This is a genomic window from Limimaricola cinnabarinus (assembly GCF_047631075.1).
Classification (GTDB): Bacteria; Pseudomonadota; Alphaproteobacteria; order Rhodobacterales; family Rhodobacteraceae; genus Limimaricola; species Limimaricola cinnabarinus.
Genome location: NZ_JBLHYX010000004.1, coordinates 80,195 through 98,586 on the forward strand (window position 1 = coordinate 80,195; position 18,392 = coordinate 98,586).

Annotated in this window: 18 protein-coding genes; 6 read left to right on the forward strand and 12 right to left on the reverse strand. The window is 67.0% G+C overall.

Annotated features, from left to right (window positions below):
• Positions 1–429 carry a DoxX family protein gene (locus ACJASC_RS04905; RefSeq protein ID WP_021693486.1) on the reverse strand — a complete coding sequence of 143 codons (429 nt, stop codon included), beginning with the start codon at positions 427–429 and terminating at the stop codon, positions 1–3.
• On the opposite strand from ACJASC_RS04905, the gene ACJASC_RS04910 reads away from it, so the two are divergent.
• Positions 428–571, forward strand: coding sequence for a hypothetical protein (locus ACJASC_RS04910; protein ID WP_021693485.1), 144 nt, complete (start codon positions 428–430; stop codon positions 569–571). The genes ACJASC_RS04905 and ACJASC_RS04910 overlap by 2 nt on opposite strands.
• A 106-nt stretch (positions 572–677) precedes the next feature.
• Positions 678–1,682, forward strand: a complete 1,005-nt coding sequence (gap, locus tag ACJASC_RS04915) for a type I glyceraldehyde-3-phosphate dehydrogenase (RefSeq protein WP_021693484.1) — start codon at positions 678–680, stop codon at positions 1,680–1,682.
• Positions 1,683–1,733: 51 nt separating this feature from the next.
• Here gap and ACJASC_RS04920 read toward each other — a convergent pair whose 3' ends face one another.
• The 5 genes from ACJASC_RS04920 to ACJASC_RS04940 form a co-directional block, all read right to left on the reverse strand.
• Positions 1,734–2,657, reverse strand: a complete 924-nt coding sequence (locus ACJASC_RS04920; protein WP_415144029.1) for an extensin-like domain-containing protein — start codon at positions 2,655–2,657, stop codon at positions 1,734–1,736.
• A complete protein-coding gene (locus ACJASC_RS04925) occupies positions 2,654–4,039 on the reverse strand; it encodes a L,D-transpeptidase family protein (RefSeq protein ID WP_415144031.1) in 1,386 nt (461 codons plus the stop codon). Before ACJASC_RS04925 ends, ACJASC_RS04920 begins: the two co-directional genes overlap by 4 nt.
• A 61-nt stretch (positions 4,040–4,100) precedes the next feature.
• Positions 4,101–4,595, reverse strand: a complete 495-nt coding sequence (gene coaD / locus ACJASC_RS04930) for a pantetheine-phosphate adenylyltransferase (RefSeq protein ID WP_415144033.1) — start codon at positions 4,593–4,595, stop codon at positions 4,101–4,103.
• A gap of 100 nt (positions 4,596–4,695) precedes the next feature.
• Entirely contained in the window at positions 4,696–5,130 is a 435-nt protein-coding gene (locus ACJASC_RS04935) for a CBS domain-containing protein (RefSeq protein ID WP_415144035.1), read from the reverse strand.
• 45 nt (positions 5,131–5,175) lie between these two features.
• Positions 5,176–6,087, reverse strand: a complete 912-nt coding sequence (locus ACJASC_RS04940; protein WP_415144037.1) for a LysR family transcriptional regulator — start codon at positions 6,085–6,087, stop codon at positions 5,176–5,178.
• A 109-nt stretch (positions 6,088–6,196) separates the two neighbouring features.
• On the opposite strand from ACJASC_RS04940, the gene ACJASC_RS04945 reads away from it, so the two are divergent.
• From ACJASC_RS04945 to ACJASC_RS04960, 4 genes are all read left to right on the forward strand, one after another.
• Complete coding sequence (locus ACJASC_RS04945; RefSeq protein WP_415144039.1) at positions 6,197–7,696, forward strand: CoA-acylating methylmalonate-semialdehyde dehydrogenase; 1,500 nt, start codon at positions 6,197–6,199, stop codon at positions 7,694–7,696.
• Positions 7,697–7,780: 84 nt separating this feature from the next.
• Positions 7,781–8,194 (forward strand): cupredoxin domain-containing protein, encoded by a 414-nt coding sequence (locus ACJASC_RS04950; RefSeq protein WP_415144041.1) that lies wholly within the window; start codon positions 7,781–7,783, stop codon positions 8,192–8,194.
• A gap of 65 nt (positions 8,195–8,259) precedes the next feature.
• Positions 8,260–9,411: a carboxylate-amine ligase gene (locus ACJASC_RS04955; RefSeq protein ID WP_415144043.1), complete on the forward strand. Its 1,152-nt coding sequence runs from the start codon at positions 8,260–8,262 to the stop codon at positions 9,409–9,411.
• 70 nt (positions 9,412–9,481) lie between these two features.
• Positions 9,482–10,141, forward strand: a complete 660-nt coding sequence (locus ACJASC_RS04960; RefSeq protein WP_415144045.1) for a hypothetical protein — start codon at positions 9,482–9,484, stop codon at positions 10,139–10,141.
• A gap of 67 nt (positions 10,142–10,208) precedes the next feature.
• On the opposite strand, the gene uvrA is transcribed toward ACJASC_RS04960, so the two are convergent.
• From uvrA to queA, 6 genes are all read right to left on the reverse strand, one after another.
• A complete protein-coding gene (gene uvrA / locus ACJASC_RS04965; protein ID WP_415144047.1) occupies positions 10,209–13,091 on the reverse strand; it encodes an excinuclease ABC subunit UvrA in 2,883 nt (960 codons plus the stop codon).
• 174 nt (positions 13,092–13,265) lie between these two features.
• Positions 13,266–13,619: a peptidoglycan-binding domain-containing protein gene (locus tag ACJASC_RS04970; protein ID WP_415144049.1), complete on the reverse strand. Its 354-nt coding sequence runs from the start codon at positions 13,617–13,619 to the stop codon at positions 13,266–13,268.
• A 107-nt stretch (positions 13,620–13,726) separates the two neighbouring features.
• Positions 13,727–15,121 (reverse strand): dihydrolipoyl dehydrogenase, encoded by a 1,395-nt coding sequence (lpdA, locus tag ACJASC_RS04975; protein WP_415144051.1) that lies wholly within the window; start codon positions 15,119–15,121, stop codon positions 13,727–13,729.
• Between the two features lie 110 nt (positions 15,122–15,231).
• Positions 15,232–15,846 carry a DUF924 family protein gene (locus ACJASC_RS04980; RefSeq protein ID WP_415144053.1) on the reverse strand — a complete coding sequence of 205 codons (615 nt, stop codon included), beginning with the start codon at positions 15,844–15,846 and terminating at the stop codon, positions 15,232–15,234.
• 108 nt (positions 15,847–15,954) lie between these two features.
• Complete coding sequence (locus tag ACJASC_RS04985) at positions 15,955–17,232, reverse strand: MFS transporter (RefSeq protein WP_415144055.1); 1,278 nt, start codon at positions 17,230–17,232, stop codon at positions 15,955–15,957.
• 99 nt (positions 17,233–17,331) lie between these two features.
• Positions 17,332–18,390: a tRNA preQ1(34) S-adenosylmethionine ribosyltransferase-isomerase QueA gene (queA, locus tag ACJASC_RS04990; RefSeq protein ID WP_415144057.1), complete on the reverse strand. Its 1,059-nt coding sequence runs from the start codon at positions 18,388–18,390 to the stop codon at positions 17,332–17,334.
• Positions 18,391–18,392 lie beyond the last annotated feature (2 nt).

Genomic DNA, 18,392 nt, shown 5'->3' on the forward strand with positions numbered 1-18,392 from the left:
CTAGTCGAGCCGCACCGCGATCCGCCCCGCCCCCGCGACGGCCAGTGCGAGGCAGCCGCCCGCGATGGCCCAGTTCTTGACGAAGATCGTCATCTGCCACGGGTCCCCCGGCAAGAAATGGAACGCGGAGGTGACGACGCAATAAAGCGCCAGCGACAGCGCCAGCGGCCGCACCGCCACGCCGAAGGCCAGCGCCAGACCGGCGGCGGCATTGTAGGCCAGCGCGGGCCAGACGAGCAGGCCCGGCAGGTGCCACCCGCTCAGCAGACCGATCACCTGCTGGGGGTCGAAGGCCTTTTGCAGCGCGCCGCCGACAAACAGCGCGGCGATCAGGAGGCGACCAAGCAGCAACAGCCAGTCGTCGGCGCGCAGTCGCGACACCGTTACCGCCTGCGCATCGGGGATCTTGCGGTCTAGGCTGGCCTGCATGAGCACCTCCTTCGCCCTCGCCCTGTTCGCGGCCATTCTAGCCGCCCTTGTCGCCGATCACTACTGGTTCGAGGGTCAGGTTTCGCTCACTCTTGGCCGCGCGGGGCTCGATCTGTTGCGCTGGCTCGCCGTTTGGCGCTAACGGCAGCGCTCACGCCCGGCCTTGGCGGCGATCTTTGGTTGACGCCGGGCCACAAATGCCGATCTTGGCGCCGAACCCAAGCCCGGCAATTCCCGAGGAGACCCCCATGGCTGTCAAGGTAGCAATCAACGGCTTCGGCCGCATCGGACGCAACGTCCTGCGCGGCATCATCGAATCCGGCCGCACCGATATCGAGGTCGTGGCCATCAACGACCTCGGCCCTGTCGAGACCAACGCCCACCTGCTGCGCTATGACAGCGTGCATGGCCGTTTCCCGCACGAGGTGAAGACCACCGAGGACACGATCGACGTCGGCCGCGGCCCGATCCGCGTCACCGCGATCCGCGACCCCAAGGAGCTGCCCTGGTCGGACGTCGACGTCGCGCTCGAATGCACCGGCATCTTCGTGAGCCACGAAAAGGCCGCGATGCATCTCGAGAACGGCTCCAAGCGCGTGCTCGTCTCCGCGCCCTGCTCGGGCGCCGAGAAGACCATCGTCTACGGCGTCAACCACGAGACGCTGGTGCCCGAGGACAAGGTGATCTCGAACGCGTCGTGCACCACCAACTGCCTCGCGCCGGTGGCCAAGGTCCTCAACGACGCCATCGGCATCGACAAGGGCTTCATGACGACGATCCACAGCTATACCGGCGACCAGCCGACGCTGGACACGATGCACAAGGATCTCTACCGCGCCCGCGCTGCGGCGCTCTCGATGATCCCGACCTCGACCGGTGCCGCCAAGGCGGTGGGCCTCGCCCTGCCCGAGCTCAACGGCAAGCTCGACGGCGTCGCGATCCGCGTCCCCACCCCGAACGTCTCGGTCGTGGACCTGACCTTCGTCGCGTCGCGCGAAACCAGCGTCGAGGAGATCAACGACCTGATCCGCAAGGCTGCCGGCGAAGGCCCGCTCAAGGGCATCCTCGGCTTCACCGACGACCAGCTGGTCAGCTCGGACTTCAACCACGACCCGCATTCCTCGGTGTTCCACACCGATCAGACCAAGGTCATGGACGGCACGATGTGCCGCATCCTGACGTGGTACGACAACGAGTGGGGCTTCTCGAACCGCATGGCCGATACCGCCGTTGCGATGGGCAAGCTCGGCTGATCGCCCGCCCTTGCCCCGATGCGAAAGGCCGCCCTTGGGGGCGGCCTTTATTCATTGGCAAAGTCGGAACCCGCCGCGCCGCGATTTCACGTCGAGATGCAGGTGATCGGCATGGGCCGCGTCCGATCCCGGCCCGAGCACGGTGGTGAACTCCAGACAGGCGCTGGCGCGCACGGCGTCCTGAAACGCCTCGGCCATGGTGCCCTCGCGCTCGCGCGGTTCGACCGCGACATCCGCGCCATCGGCAAAGCCGAAGGCCATGATATCCACCGCGTTGCCGAAGGCATGTTCGGACATGGTGTCGGAATCCGAACTGCGGCCACGACAATTATAGACCGTGCCTTGCCGGATTTCGGTCAACGCGCCGCGCCCGAGCCTCTCGGCGGCGGGCTGGCCGAAATCGCGGGTCCAGCGCGCCAGCGCCAGCGCCGTCTCACAGCGCATCGGCGCCGGCGGGGTCAGGGCCACACCGGGCAGAACTTCGCTGAGCGTCACCGGATGGACGATGCCGCAATCGGCGACATCGGGATCGTCGACCGCGGCCCCGGTTTCATAGACCGCTCCCAGCGCGTCCAGCTCCGCCATGCAGGCCGTACGCGCGGCCTCGGTCGCGGCCAGACGTTCGGGCATCGGCGGCACCTCGTCGCGGGCCAGCCCAGCCTCCGGGATCTCGGTCTCGGTCTCGGTCTCGGTCTCGGTCTCGGTCTCGGTCTCGGTGAATTCCTCCCGTTCCCGCTCCGCGTCCACTCCCACGTCGTCCTCCGAAGCAGACGTCTCAGGCCTCGCTTCCGGCGTCGGCACGGTCTGGGGCGCACCCTCCAGAGTGTCGCTCCCCTGTCCGTCCGCCGCATCGGTGACGGGGGCGAGGTCCGCCGGTCGCGCGGGCGGCGTCGGCACCTGCGTCGGTGTCGTCTCCTGCGCCGTCATCGGCACGGCGAGGAAGGCCAGCACCGGCGCGAGGATCAGCGCCCTCATTCCACGAACTCGACGGTCACGCCGCTCGACACCAGATGCGCCAGCTCCTCCGCATCCCAGTTGGTCATGCGTACGCAGCCATGGCTCGCCGCGTTGAACAGCGAATCCGGCTTGGAGGTGCCGTGCAGCCCATAGGTCGGCTTGCTAAGGTCGATCCAGACAGATCCTACAGGGCCGTTGGGGCCGGGCGGCAGGATCAGCACCTCGTCATTGTCGCCCTGCTGGAAGTTGATGTCAGGGTTGTAGGTGTAGGTCGGGTCCAGCGCCACGGCGACCACCTCGACCGTGCCGGAGGGCGACGGCGTCTGCGACGATCCGATGGTGACGGGGTAGTTCAGAATCATCCGGCCATCGGCGTCGAAGCCCGCAAGGCGGCTCGTGTCCTTGCGCACTTCGATGCGCGCCACTTTCGTCTCAAGCCGGGGGCCGGGATCGGTGACGGTGATGGTGGTCCCCGTCTGCCATGCCGCCTGCGCGTTGAGCGCCTTGAGGAAGTCCTCGGACATGTGGAAACGCTCGGCCAGCTTTTCGGTGACGCTAGTGTAGCCGAGTTGGTCGAGCTCGGCGAGTTCGGCATAGTCGTCTGGCAGCGGCGCGCTCAGCCCCGACATGTCGTTCTCGGTGATCGTGTAGCTTTGCAGCATCGGCACGGAGAGATTGGCGGTGAGCGCGTCCCACACCTGCTGATCAAGCTGCCCATCGGCGGCAAAGCCCTCGCGCGTCTCGAAGGCGGCGATGGCGCTCTCGCTCATCCCGCCCTTCCAACCGTCGATGATGCCGGGCGAGACATGCGCGCGGTCGAGCAGCACCTGCACCTTGACGGTGAGGGCCGATTGGCCGTCGAGGAGCGTGCCGCCTTCATAAGTCGCGGCCTCGATCGCCTCGGGGCTGGGGAGGCCCTTGGCCGGATCGGCCTGCATCGCGGCCTCGTCGGGCGCAGGAACTACGGTCGGAACCTCGACCGAGGGGCCGAAGCCGCCGCCTGACTGGTCCGGCACACCCTGCTGAGCCTCGACCGGTCGCGCGCCGCTGTTTTCGAGAAGCCGCAGCGTTTCGGGCTGGGCCGAGGACCCGCGCGGAGTCGGCTCGGGGAGCGGTTCGGGGGATGCGGCGGGGGCCGGTTCAGACTGTGCTGCCGGGGAGGACGGCGCCTCGCTCGCGCTGTCGGGGGAAGTGGTCCCGCCGGAGGTGTCCGAAGACGCGGCCCCGCCGGAGGTGTCTGCGGGCGATGCGCCGCCTGAGGCGTCGGAGGGCGGGCTTTGCAGGATCTCGCGAGTGTCGGCCGCGATGTCCGCGCCGCTTTCCTGCGATTGCTGCGCGAGCGCGCCACCGGCCGCGAGGGCGAAGACGGACAGGGAAAGGCGGGTCAGGGTTCGGCTCATCGGGCGCTCCTCGAAACGGGTTCGAAGGCCAACGCCCCAAGCCCGCCCGGAGGTCCGCGCCTCAAAGTTCGAGCCGGATCTTCAACGCGTCCTCGACGCCGGAGGGCACGAAGGACGACACGTCGCCGCCCAGCCGCGCGATCTCCTTGACCAGCTTGGAGGCGATGGCCTGGTGGCGCGCCTCGGCCATGAGAAAGACCGTCTCGACCGACTTGTCGAGCATCCGGTTCATGCCGACCATCTGGTATTCGTATTCGAAATCCGCCACCGCGCGCAGGCCGCGGATGATCATCTGCGCGCCCACGTCGCGCGCCGCGTCGATCAGCAGGTTCTCGAAGGGATGCACCACGATCTGGGAGCCGCAGGCGGCGGCGATCGGCGCGGTCTCGGCCTCGATCATCGCCACCCGTTCATCGAGCGAAAACAGCGGCCCCTTGTCGCGGTTGATCGCCACGCCGATCACCAGCCGGTCGACCAACGTGCAGGCGCGGCGGATGATGTCGGTGTGGCCGAGTGTGACCGGATCAAAGGTTCCGGGGTAGAGCCCGATGCGCATGACGTCTCCTCGCCGCATGTTCGCGCGCCACACGACATCACGGCGGCGCGAGATGCAAGACCCCGCGCCGCACGGGCACGGCTCGGCATGACCGCCGGGCTCAGTGGCCCATGATCATCCCTTCAAGCGCATCCTTCTCCATCGACAGCTCTGACAGCCGTGCCTTGACCACGTCGCCGATCGAGATCAGCCCGATCATCTCCTCGCCATCGACCACGGGGATATGGCGGAACCGGCCTTCGGTCATCCGTGCGAGCACGTGATCGGCAACCTCCTCGCGGTGGCAGGTGACCGGATCGGCGGTCATCATCGCCGCGACCTTCTCCTCGAGGCAGTCCGGCCCGCGCCGACCGATCTCGCGCACGATGTCGCGCTCCGAGATGATGCCCTGCGCGCGCTTGCCGTCCTGAGAGACCACGAGGGCGCCGATGCGCTTGTTCGACAGCTGCCGCGCGGCCTCGGCCACCGTGGTGTCGGGCGTCACGGTGGCGACGGTATCATTGGCCTTGGATTTCAGGATCTGTTGCACGAGCATGGACGCCCTCCTCTGCTGGCGCCCCCGATCTGCGGGGGCCGTGAGTCAACCGTCGCGCTCCGCGCTCCCCCCTGTCAAGCATTCCGCTTCGAGACGCGCGACCTCCGCACGCATCGCGGCCATCAGCGCCGCGGCAAAGCGCGACAGCCGCGCCGAGCGGCGGTCGGCGGCGTGGCGCACGAGCCAGAAGGCGCGGGTGAGCGACAGCTCTCGGGTGAGGACACGGACCAGTTCCGGCGCGAAGGGCAGCGCGAAGTCATGCACAATGCCGATCCCCGCATGGCGTAGCATCTGCAGCTGAACCGACACCGAGTTCGAGGCCAGTGGCACGCCCCGCGCGCCCAGATCCCCGAGATAATCGAGTTCGCGGTCGAAGATCATGTCGGGGATGTAGCCGACGAGAGGCCTGTCCCCGAGCGCCGCGAGGCTTTGCGGCGCGGGCGCGTCACGGCGTTGCGCGAGGCTCAGCCGGTAGTCGGTGATCTTCTGCACGGTGAGCCGCCCGGTTTCCGGCGGGCTTACGGTGATGGCTATGTCGGCCTCGCGCTTGGAGAGGTTCACCACGCGGGGCAGCGCCAGGATCTGCACTTCGAGGTCCGGGTTCTGCCCTTGGATCGCCGCGCAGACCTGCGGCAGGATGAAGTTGGCGCAACCATCCGGCGCACCGATGCGGATCTGTCCCGCGAGGCCGCGCTCCTGCGGCCCCGCCTCTCCCGCCAGCGCCAGCGCCGCCTCGGCGCGCGCCGCATGCACCTGAAGCCGTTCGCCCCGCCCGGTCAGCGCGTATCCCTGCGGGCTCTTGACGAAAAGCGCCGCGCCCAAACGTTCCTCAAGCCGCGCGATGCGCCGCCCGAGCGTCGCGGGGTCCATCCTGAGGCCGGGTGCCGCCGCCGAGAGGCTTTCGGCCCGCGCCACGGCGAGAAAGACACGAATGTCGTCCCAGTTCTCCACGCACATCCCTTCATCTTGCAAAAATGCAAAACCGTTTTGGCATCCTGCCGCTTCTACAGGCATTTCCGCAAGGCTATACCTGCTTTTGACAGTTATCGTTTTCGGAGGACCGGACATGCAGAACCTGACCCATTACATCGGCGGCGCACATGCCGAGGGCCGCTCGGGCCGTTACGCCGACGTCTTCAACCCCGCCACCGGCGAGGTGCAGTCGCGCGCGCCGCTGGCTTCGCGCGAGGAGATCGACCTCGCCGTCGAGACCGCGCAGAAGGCCCAGCCCGGCTGGGCCGCGACCAACCCGCAGCGCCGCGCCCGGGTGATGATGGAGTTCGTGCGTCTGCTGAACCGCGACATGGACAAGCTGGCCGAAGCGCTGTCGCGCGAGCATGGCAAGACCATCCCCGACGCCAAGGGCGACGTGCAGCGCGGCCTCGAGGTGGTCGAGTTCTGCATCGGCGCGCCGCATCTGCTCAAGGGCGAATACACTGATGGCGCGGGCCCCGGCATCGACATGTATTCGATGCGCCAGCCTCTCGGCGTTTCGGCGGGCATCACGCCGTTCAACTTCCCGGCCATGATCCCGATGTGGATGTTCGCCCCCGCCATCGCCTGCGGCAACGCCTTCATCCTCAAGCCGTCGGAGCGCGCGCCCTCGGTACCGATGATGCTCGCCGAGCTGATGGAAGAGGCCGGACTGCCCAAGGGCATCCTGCAGGTCGTCAACGGCGACAAGGACGCGGTGGACGCGATCCTCGAGCATGAGGGCATCGCCTCGGTCGGCTTCGTCGGCTCCACCCCGATCGCGGAATATATCTATGGCAAGGGCTGCGCCCATGGCAAGCGCGTGCAGTGCTTTGGCGGTGCCAAGAACCACATGATCATCATGCCCGACGCGGACATGGAAAAGGCCGCCGACGCGTTGGTCGGCGCGGGCTACGGTGCCGCCGGCGAACGCTGCATGGCGATCTCGGTCGCGGTTCCGGTGGGCGACGAGACCGCCGATCGACTGATCGCGGCGCTCAAGCCCCGGATCGAAAGCCTCAAGGTCGGGCCCTACACCTCGGGCGACGACGTGGATTTCGGCCCGGTCATCACCGCCGCCGCCAAGGAGAACATCCTCAAGCTGGTGCAGTCGGGCGTGGATGCGGGCGCGGAACTGGTCGTCGACGGGCGTGATTTCGGCCTGCAGGGCTACGAGAACGGGTTTTTCGTCGGCGCGCATCTGTTCGACCGCGTGACGCCGGACATGGAGATCTATAGCAAGGAGATCTTCGGCCCGGTCCTGTCGACCGTGCGCGCGGGCTCCTACGAGGAGGCGCTCAAGCTCGCCATGGATCACGAGATGGGCAACGGCACCGCGATCTTCACCCGCGATGGCGACGCGGCGCGCGACTTCGCCAACCGCGTGAACGTGGGCATGGTCGGCATTAACGTGCCGATCCCGGTGCCGCTGGCCTATCACAGCTTCGGCGGTTGGAAGAAATCGGCCTTCGGCGATCTGAACCAGCACGGCACCGACAGCTTCAAGTTCTACACCAAGACCAAGACGGTCACCGCGCGCTGGCCGTCGGGCATCAAGGATGGCGGCGAGTTCAACTTCAAGCCGATGGACTGACCCGTCACGGCAATGTGGCTCGACAGGGGGCGGCGTCCGCGCGACGCTGCCCCCATCGCGTATTTCGCGCGAGGAGGCCGCATCATGCCGACGCGCCGACGCTTTCTCCTTCGCGGGCTGGCCGCCACCGCCGCCCTGCCGCTTTGGGTTCTCGCGGCGCGGGCGGGTGGCCTCGCTGCCGCCGCCACTACGTCCATTGCCCCACCCGCCACGCCGCGCGGCGCGCCGCCCCCACGGCCCGCCATGGGCAGGCTCCACGAGGTCGAGATCAAAGGGTTCGCCTTTCTGCCCGCCGCCCTGACGATCGCGGCGGGCGACATGGTAATCTTCACCAACGCCGATCTGGCGCCCCACACCGCCACCTCCGAAACCGGGCTGTTCGATAGCGGGCGCCTCGGCCGCGGCCAATCGGTGCGCATGTCCTTTGCCACGCCCGGCACCTACCCCTATCTCTGCACGCTCCATCCGAAAATGCGCGGCACGATCACCGTCGCCTGACGCGTCTCGGACCCGTAACGCGACGCGCCGCGTTGGCCCCGGCAACAAGCCGGAGGGCCGCGCCCATGTCAGATCCCGCCTTTTCCCTCGGAATCGAGGAGGAATATCTCGTCGTCGATGCCGAAACGATGGACCTCGCCGCCGTGCCGGACGAAATGCTCGCCGCCGCCAAGAAACGGCTCGGCGATCAGGTTAGCCCCGAGTTCCGCGACTGCCAGATCGAGATCGGCACATCGGTCGCCGCCGACATCGCCGAGGCGCGCGCCGATCTTGCGCATCTGCGCGGCGGTCTGGCCGAGGTGGCTGATGATCACGGCCTCGCGCTCGTCGCCGTGTCGTGCCACCCGTGGGGCGACCCTGAGAGCCAGGGCACAGGCCATGCCGCCCGCTACGACAAGATCGCCGAGGATATCGGCGGCATCGCGCGCCGGCTGATGACCTGTGGCATGCATGTGCATGTGGGGCTTGGCGAGGATCACGAGCTGCGCGCCGACCTGATGGCGCAGGCGAGCTACTTTCTGCCCTTCGTACTGGCGCTCTCGGCCTCGTCGCCCTACTGGCGCGGCGAAGACACGCGGCTGTCGTCCTGGCGGCTCAACATCTTCGACCAGTGCCCGCGTTCGGGCCTGCCGCCCCGCATCGAAAGCTGGGCCGAATATCGCAAGATGGTCGATGCGCTGGTCAGCGCCGGGATCATCGAAGACGCCTCGAAGATCTGGTGGGATCTGCGCCCCTCGGAGGCATGGCCGACGCTGGAGACCCGGATCGCCGACGTGATGCCGCGCATGGAAGAGGCGCTGTCGGTCGCGGCCTTCGTGCAATGCGTGATGCGGATGCTGCATCGGCTCAAGACCGAGAACAAGCGTTGGCGCGTCTATGAGCGGTTCCTGATCGAGGAGAACCGCTGGCGCGCGCAGCGCTACGGCACCGAGGGCACGCTTCTCGACCTTGGCCGGAACCAGTTGCGCCCCATGCAGGAACTCCTGGGCGAACTCGAGGAGATGATGGAGCCCGACGCGCGGGCGCTAGGCTGTCTCGATGAGCTGCGCGGCACCCGCCGGATCGCACAGCAGGGGTCTTCGGCGACGCGGCAGCGCCGCGCCTATGATGCTGCGATCAGCGCGGGGGCCGAACCGCGCGAGGCGCTTCGCAAGATGCTGCGCGGCGTGTCGGCCGAATTTCTGGAAGGGGTGGAGCGCGGAGTTTCGCCGTCGTGATCGCAGCGCGGGGAACGGCCCATAGGTTTGCGGTGTTGTCTGGTCAAATCCGTTACTGGAGTGCAGCACCATGAAGACCATCCTTGGCCTCGGCACCGCGCTGACCCTCGCATTCGCCCCCATGGCCGTCGACGCCAAGCCCAAGTTCAAGGTGCGCGGCAACGCCGCCGTGGCGCAGCTTCTCAACGGTGCAGTCGCCGCGAACGCCAAGCAGGTGCGCAAGGTTGAAAAGGAGCTGCGCAAGGCCGCGCGCAAGGCGGGCGTCCCGCTGGGCGTCGCCACCACGGTCGCCGTCGCCGCTGGTGGCGGCGCGGCCGCAGCGCAGGCCGCCCGACCGGCACCGGTCCGTTTTGCCCCCGAACAGGTGAACCTGCGCCCGCGCCTGCGCCCCGAGAACATCGGTTACGCCAGCCTCGACGAGGCGCCCGCGACACCACCGGTGACCACGATACAGGACGGTGCGCGGGTCGTGACCTCGTCGCTTGCCGCCGAAGCAGCGACGGCCCTCGCCTCGCGCCGCGTCACCTCCACCAACTCGGTCGAGATCGCCGATACGACGGTGACAACAACCGGACCGAAGACGGTTCAGGTCGAGACTGACCGTGTGTCCACCGATCCGGTTCTGGCCGAGGCTGACAGGATCGAGACGTCCAGCGAGGTTCAGCCTGTCTCGCTCGAAGCCGATGCCAGCAACGGATCGACCCTTTTCGGTGGCCCGACCGGGTACTGAGCCCCCTGACCGGACCACATCGAGAAAAGGCCGCCCCGAGGGGCGGCCTTTTTGTTTTGGCACGGTCCTATTCGGCCGCGATCTTGCGCGGTTTCAGCATCGGCTTGAGATAGCGGCCCGTATGGCTCGCCTCGACCTCGCCCACCTCTTCGGGCGTGCCCGTGGCCACCACGGTACCACCGCCATCGCCGCCCTCGGGACCGATGTCGATGATCCAATCGGCGGTCTTCACCACGTCGAGATTGTGCTCGATCACGACGACGGTGTTGCCGCTTTCGACCAGTTCGTGCAGCACCTCAAGAAGTTTGCGCACATCCTCGAAATGCAGGCCGGTGGTCGGCTCGTCGAGGATATAGAGCGTGCGGCCCGTCGAGCGGCGGGCCAGTTCCTTGGAAAGCTTCACCCGCTGCGCCTCGCCGCCCGAAAGCGTCGTCGCCTGCTGGCCGACCTTGATATAGTTCAGACCAACGCGGCACAGCGCGTCCATCTTCTCGCGGATCGAGGGCACCGCTTTGAAGAACTCCTGCGCGTCCTCGACCGTCATGTCGAGCACATCGGCGATACTCTTGCCCTTGAACTTCACCTCCAGCGTTTCGCGGTTGTAGCGCGCGCCCTTGCAGGTTTCGCAGGTGACATAGACGTCCGGCAGGAAGTGCATCTCGATCTTGATGACGCCGTCGCCCTGGCACGCCTCGCAGCGGCCGCCCTTGACGTTGAACGAGAACCGCCCCGGCTTGTAACCGCGCGCCTTGGACTCCGGCAGGCCCGCGAACCAGTCGCGGATCGGAGTGAAGGCGCCGGTATAGGTCGCGGGGTTCGAACGCGGGGTGCGGCCGATCGGGCGCTGGTCGATGTCGATGACCTTGTCGAGATGCTCGAAGCCCTTGATGGTTTCGCAAGGCGCGGGTGCTTGCCGCGCGCCATTGAGCTTCATCGCGGCGTTCTTGTAGAGCGTCTCGATGGTCAGGGTCGACTTGCCGCCGCCCGACACGCCGGTGACGGCAACGAACTTGCCCAGAGGGTAGTCGACCGTGACCTCCTGCAGGTTGTTGCCGGTGGCCTTGACCACCGTCAGCTTTTTGCCGTTGCCGGCGCGCCGTTCGGCCGGCACCGCGATCTCACGGGTACCGACGAGGTATTGGCCGGTGACCGAGTCCGGGTTGGCCATGATCTCCTGCGGCGTGCCTTCGGCCACGATGGCGCCGCCATGCACGCCCGCGCCCGGCCCCATGTCGAAAACGTAATCCGCCTCGCGGATCGCCTCCTCGTCATGCTCGACCACGATCACCGTGTTGCCCTGATCGCGCAGGTTCTTGAGCGTGGTCAGCAGCCGGTCGTTGTCACGCTGATGCAGGCCGATCGACGGCTCGTCGAGGACGTAGAGCACGCCGGTCAGGCCCGAGCCGATCTGGCTCGCCAGACGGATCCGCTGGCTTTCGCCGCCCGAGAGCGTGCCGGCGTTGCGCGACAGCGTCAGGTAATCGAGGCCGACATTGTTGAGAAAGCCGAGCCGCTCGCGGATCTCCTTGAGGATGGCGCGGGCGATCTCGTTGTTCTGCTTGGAGAGCGCGGCGGGCACGGTCTCGCACCACTCATGCGCCTCGCGGATCGACATCTGCACCACTTGGCCGACATGCCGATGGCCCGGCGCGCCGTCCTTGGCCGAGCCGATCTTGACCGCCAGAGCCTCTTCGCGCAGGCGGTAGCCATGGCAGGTGCCGCAGGCGCGGTTGTTCTGGTACTGCTCCATCTCTTCGCGGACCCAAGCGCTGTCGGTCTCGCGGTAGCGGCGCTCGAGGTTGGGGATCACGCCTTCGAAGGGGCGCGACACCTTGTAGACGCGGCCGCCGTCATCATAGCGGAAATCGATTTCCTCCTTGCCCGAGCCGCGCAGGAACACCTGCTGCACCTTTTCGGGCAGGTCCTTCCAGCGCGCCGTCTTGGGCACGCCGTAATGCTTGGAGATGGCCTCGATGGTCTGCAGGAAATAGGGCGTCTTGCCCTTGCGCCACGGTGCAATGGCGCCGTCCGCGACCTTGAGCGTGACGTCGGGCACCACGAGGCGTTCGTCGAAGAACAGCTCGACGCCAAGACCGTCACAGGAGGGACAGGCCCCGAAGGGCGCGTTGAACGAAAACAGCCGCGGCTCGATCTCGGGGATGGTGAAGCCCGAGACGGGACAGGCGAACTTCTCCGAGAAGGTGATCCGCTCCGGCTCGCCCTCGGCGGGGGCCGTCTCAAGGATCGCGATGCCATCGGCCAAATCGAGCGCGGTGCGGAAGCTGTCGGCAAGACGCGTCTCGAGCCCTTCGCGCACCACCACCCGGTCGACCACGACGTCGATGTCGTGGCGGAACTTCTTGTCGAGCGTCGGCGGGTTTTCAAGCTCGTGGAACTCTCCATTCACCTTGACCCGCTGGAAGCCCTGCTTGCGCAGCTCCACGAACTCCTTGCGGTACTCGCCCTTGCGGTCGCGCACGATCGGCGCGAGCAGGTAGCCGCGCGTGCCCTCCTCCATCGCCATGACCCGATCGACCATGTCCTGCACCTGCTGCGCCTCGATCGGCTGGCCGGTGGCGGGGGAATAGGGCGTGCCGACCCGCGCGAAGAGCAGGCGCATGTAGTCGTAGATCTCGGTCACGGTGCCAACAGTCGAGCGCGGGTTCTTCGAGGTCGTCTTCTGCTCGATCGAGATCGCGGGCGAGAGGCCCGAGATGTGATCGACATCGGGCTTTTCCATCATGTCGAGGAACTGCCGCGCATAGGCCGAGAGGCTCTCGACATAGCGGCGCTGGCCTTCGGCATAGATCGTGTCGAAGGCGAGAGAGGATTTGCCCGAGCCCGAAAGCCCGGTGATCACCACCAGTTGGTCGCGCGGAATGTCCACGTCGACGTTCTTGAGATTGTGCTCGCGCGCGCCGCGCACCTCGATCTGCTTCAGTTCCGGCATGCAGGTCCCCACCAGTGTCCAGCCCGGAAGATAGGGCCTCACGGTCCGATCTCCAACCGCGAAATGAGAACGAAAGGGTAACACATGGCGGGGCTGCGCGAAATGCCGCAACCCGCCCCATGATGATCGCGGCGGATGCCGGGTCGCGGCACGGGTACGCGGCGTGCGCGCCCTTTAGAGACCGCCCATCCGGGCGGGCCAGCTATGCCTTTGCCAGAAGCCATGGCCCTGCCGCGCGTTCGTCTCGAGAAGCGCACGGGCGGGCCGCGCGGCGACAAGGCCGTGCAGCCGTTCGTTCAGGGCCATGTCGGCCTGTCCCGTGATCGGCAGCCCGTGATCCGCCTCGAAGGTGCGAATAGCGCGCGCCAGCCGTGGACCTGCGAGGCCGTCCATCTGACCCGGCTCGTAGCCGAGATGCTGTAGCAGAACCTGAATTTCAAAGACCGACTCGCGGTCGGCCTCCATGGAATGCGCAGGCGCGACGAAAGCCACCATGCCCGCGGCAAAGTAAAACAATGGTAAACGCATAAACCCCCCTTTTCCGGGAAAAACAGCCCCGGGGGTTTCATCTTAACACAAAACGCCCCCGACCGGTCAGGTCGGAGGCGTTCCATGATCCTGCGGTGCGACGGAGATCAGAAGTGGATCGCGCGGCCATAGGCGTCGAGCACGCTCTCATGCATCATTTCCGACAGCGTCGGATGCGGGAACACCGTCTCCATCAGCTCCTTTTCCGTGGTCTCGAGCGTGCGGCCCACGATGTAGCCTTGGATCAGCTCGGTCACTTCGGCCCCGACCATGTGCGCGCCCAGAAGCTCGCCGGTCTTGGCGTCGAACACGGTCTTGACCATGCCCTCGGCCTCGCCCAGCGCGATCGCCTTGCCGTTGCCGATGAACGGAAAACGCCCGACCTTCACGTCAAAGCCCATCTCCTTGGCCTTGGCCTCGGAATAGCCGACGCTCGCCACCTGCGGCTGGCAGTAGGTGCAGCCCGCGATGCTCTCGGGCTTGACCGGGTGCGGATGCCCACCCGCGATCAGCTCGGCCACCATGACGCCTTCATGCGACGCCTTGTGCGCCAGCCACGGCGCGCCCGCGATGTCGCCGATGGCATAGAGCCCCTCGACCCCGGTGCGGCAATATTCGTCGGTGATGACATGGGTGCGGTCGATCTTGACGCCTAACTCCTCGAGGCCCAGCCCTTCGGTGTTGCCGACGATGCCGACGGCGGAGATCACCGTGTCGAACTCGTGCGTCTCGACCTTGCCCTTGGTCTCGATATGCGCCGTGACCTTGCCCTGGCCGCGATCGAGCTTCTTGACGATCGCCTTTTCCATGATCGTCATGCCTTGCTTGACGAACTGCTTCTTGGCGAAGGCCGAGATCTCGGCGTCCTCGACCGGCAGGATCCGGTCCATCACCTCGACCACCGTCGTTTCGGCGCCCAGCGTATTGTAGAAGCTGGCGAATTCGATGCCGATCGCGCCCGAGCCGATGACGAGAAGCTTCTTCGGCATGCGCGGCGGCACCAGCGCGTGACGGTAGGACCAGACCAGATCGCCATCGGCCTCGAGACCCGGCAGGTTGCGGGCGCGCGCCCCGGTGGCGAGGACGATGCTCTTGGCGGTCAGCTCCTCGGTGCCCTTCTCGGTCTTGACCGAGACCTTGCCCTTGGCGGGGATGGTGGCTTCGCCCATCACCACCTCGATCTTGTTCTTCTTCATCAGGTGACCGATGCCCGAGCTGAGCTGTTTGGCCACCCCGCGCGAGCGCTTGACCACCGCGTCGAGATCGTAGCCGATGCTCTCGGCCTTCAGCCCGAACTCCTTGGCACGGTGCATCAGGTGAAACACCTCCGAGGAGCGCAGCATCGCCTTGGTGGGGATGCAGCCCCAGTTGAGGCAGATCCCGCCCAAATTCTCGCGTTCGACGATCACGACCTTCTTGCCCAGCTGGGCGGCGCGGATCGCGGCGACATAGCCGCCCGGGCCCGAGCCGATCACGATCACGTCGAAGTTCTTGGCGGCCATTCGGTGTTCCTCCTCGGGGGTCCGGCAAAATTGGTTTGACGCTAAACCAGTTTTCGCCGGGCTACCAGACGCCCCCCATGCATGACGGGGTTGCGAAGGATGCCTCTAGGTCACTTCGCGTCCGATTTGAGCCGCTCGACCACGGCGCCATAGCCGCCCTGTTCCAGCCACTCCGCCTCGGCCTCGCTGGTTTCGCGGCCCAGCGCCTTGTTGCGGAACGGAAACCGGCCGAAGTCGCGGATGACTTCGCGATGGGCACGCGCATGCAGCAGGCTGCTTTCGGCCTCCGGCATCCGCTCGTGGAACAGCCGCACGGCGCGGTCCTGATCGACGAGGTTCTCGGAATGCATCAATGGCAGGTAGAAGAACTGCCGACCCGGCGGCACGATCTCGCGGTCCCAGCCATTGTCGATCGCCAGCTTGGCGACCGAGCGCGCGCTGTCGTCGAGCTGGAAGGCGCGCGGATCGTCGCGCCACAGGTTGCGCGCGAACTGGTCGGTAACGATGATATAGGCCAGCGCGCCGTTGGGTTCGGTCAGCCAATGGCCCAAAGCGCCCTCGGCCGCCTTGTCCCACAGCCCGGCGAAGCGGCTGCGGGTTGTGGCATCGAGATCGTCGTCGGCGGTGTACCATTGCTTCGGCTCGACCTCCTCGAGCCAGAAGGTCAGCACCCTCTCGGCCTCGGTCGGTGCCTCGGCCTGGGCGGTGACGGGGGTGGCGGTCATGGTGGTCCTCCTTCTCGGTGGTTCCCCAAACCTGCCCCAACCCCCGTGCGGGTCAAGCACGAAGGTGCCCGGCGGCCCGAAACCGCACGTTCCCGGCCCCTTCCCGCCTCAGGCGGCGTCGTCGCGCGCCTCCTCGAGCTGTTCGATCTCGTGCTCGATATAGACCTCCTGCGCGACCTCGGCGGCCACGGCGGTGCCGGTCGCGGAGACCGGGACGTAGCTCACCGTATCGCCCACTTCGACGCCGCGATCCGGGCGACGCAGCATCCGCCAGCCCGCATAGGAGGCGAGCCCCAGCATCAGCACCGCGATGAAGCCCCAAAAGCCATGCGCGCCGACATTGTCGAGCATCCAGCCCACCACGATCGGACCGGCGATGGCGCCGACGCCGTTGATGAACAGCAATCCGCCCGAAGCCGCGGCCATGTCTTCGCGGTCGAGATAGTCGTTGGCATAGGCGATGAGCAGCGCGTAGAGCGGGTTCGATGTGCCCCCCACCAGCGCCGAGGACACGAGGATCAGCCCGATATATCCGGGCAGCAGGAACGCCGTCAGCGCCGCCGCGCCGCCCAGACCCGAGAGGCCGAGGATCAGCCAGCGCCGGTCGATCCGGTCCGACAGCCAGCCGATCGGGAACTGCAGCACCAGCGCGCCCACATAGGTCACCGAGACCAGCAGCGAGATCTGCGCCACCGACAACCCGGCGCGCGCGCCGTAGACCGCCGACATGCCGAATTGCGCCGCGAAGACCCCGCCCAGCAGGAACATCCCCATACAGGCCAGAGGCGAGGCATCGATCAGCCGCCGGATCGGCAGCGGCTTGGTGGTGTTGAACACCGGCGCCGGACTTACCGAGAGCAGGATCGGCGCGAAGGCCATCGACACCAGCACCGAGGGGATGATGAAGAGGATGAAGCCCGACACGTCGCCCAGCGTCACCAGATACTGCGCGGTGACGATGCCCGCCATCTGCACGATCATGTAGAGCGATAGCGCCTTGCCGCGGTTCTCGTTCGAGGCGGCGTCGTTGAGCCAGCTTTCGGCGGTGATGTAGACGCCGCAGAAGCAGAACCCGATGGCCACCCGGCCCAGCGTCCAGGCCCATGGCTCGGCCAGCGTCGGATAGAGAATCAGTACCGCCGAGATGGTCGAGCCGAGCGCGGCGAAGACCCGCACATGGCCGACCCGGCGGATCATCCGGGGCGCATAGCGCGAGGCGAAGAGGAAGCCCGCGAAATAGGCCGACATGATCACCGACATCTCGATCGTCGAGAATCCTTCGATCTCGCCGCGCAGGCCGAGCAGCGTACCTTGCAGGCCGTTGCCGATCATCAGCATGAACATGCCGATGAAGAGCGCCCAGGAGCTCCCGAGAACCTGAATCATGGCGTGTTCCTTTCTGCCGGCTCATGGCCCGGCTAACCCGACGCTACAGCGCGAGTCTCTCAACAATGCGACGGAACGTCGGACGAAAGCGAAGCGGCCTCAGCTATCGGCGCGGGGCAGCAGCAGCGACGCGTCGCCGTAGGAAAAGAAACGGTAGCGATTCGCAATGGCATGCTCGTAGATGCGGCGGATCTCCTCCACGCCCATCAGCGCCGACACCAGCATCATCAGCGTCGATTTGGGCAGGTGGAAGTTGGTCATCAGCCCGTCGGCCACGCGGAACGCGAATCCCGGCGTGATGAAGATATCGGTCTCGCCCGACCATGGCGCGATCTCGCCATCGCGTGCCGCGCTCTCGATCAGCCGAAGCGCGGTGGTGCCTACCGGGATCACCCGCCCGCCCGCCGCGCGGGTGGCGGCGATCTCGGCGGCGGCACCCGCGCTCACCTCGCCCCATTCCGCGTGCATCTTGTGGTCGCGGATGTCGTCGACCTTGACCGGCAGGAAGGTGCCCGCGCCCACATGCAGAGTCACATGGGTGACATCGACGCCGCGCGCGGCCAGCGCCGCCATCAGCGGCTCATCAAAATGCAGCGACGCGGTCGGCGCCGCGACGGCGCCGGGGCGCGCGGCCCAGACGGTCTGGTAATCCTCGCGGTCGCTCTCGTCAGCGGCGCGCCTGGCGGCGATATAGGGTGGCAGCGGCATCGCGCCGACCATTTGCAGCGCCCGGTCGAAGGCGTCGCCCTCCAGATCGAAGCGCAGCACGCCCTGCCCTTCCTCACGCGACACCAGCTCGGCCGAGAGCCGGTCCGAAAACTCGATCACCTCGCCCTCGCGCAGCTTGCGCAGGGGTTTGATCAGCGCCGACCAGCTGCCGTCGGGGCGCGGGCCCAGAAGCGTCACCTCGATCCTCGCCGTACCCTCGCCCGAAGCCCCCGGTCGGGTGCGGATGCCGGTGAGACGCGCCGGGATCACCTTGGTGTCGTTGAGCACCAGCCGGTCGCCGGGGCGCAGGATCTCCACGAGATTGGTCACCACCCGGTCGGCGATCTCCCCGCCTTGCGCCAGCAAGAGCCGGGCCGAGGAGCGCGGCCGCGCGGGGCGGGTCGCGATCAGCTCGTCGGGCAGGTCGAAATCGAAATCCGAGAGCTTCATCG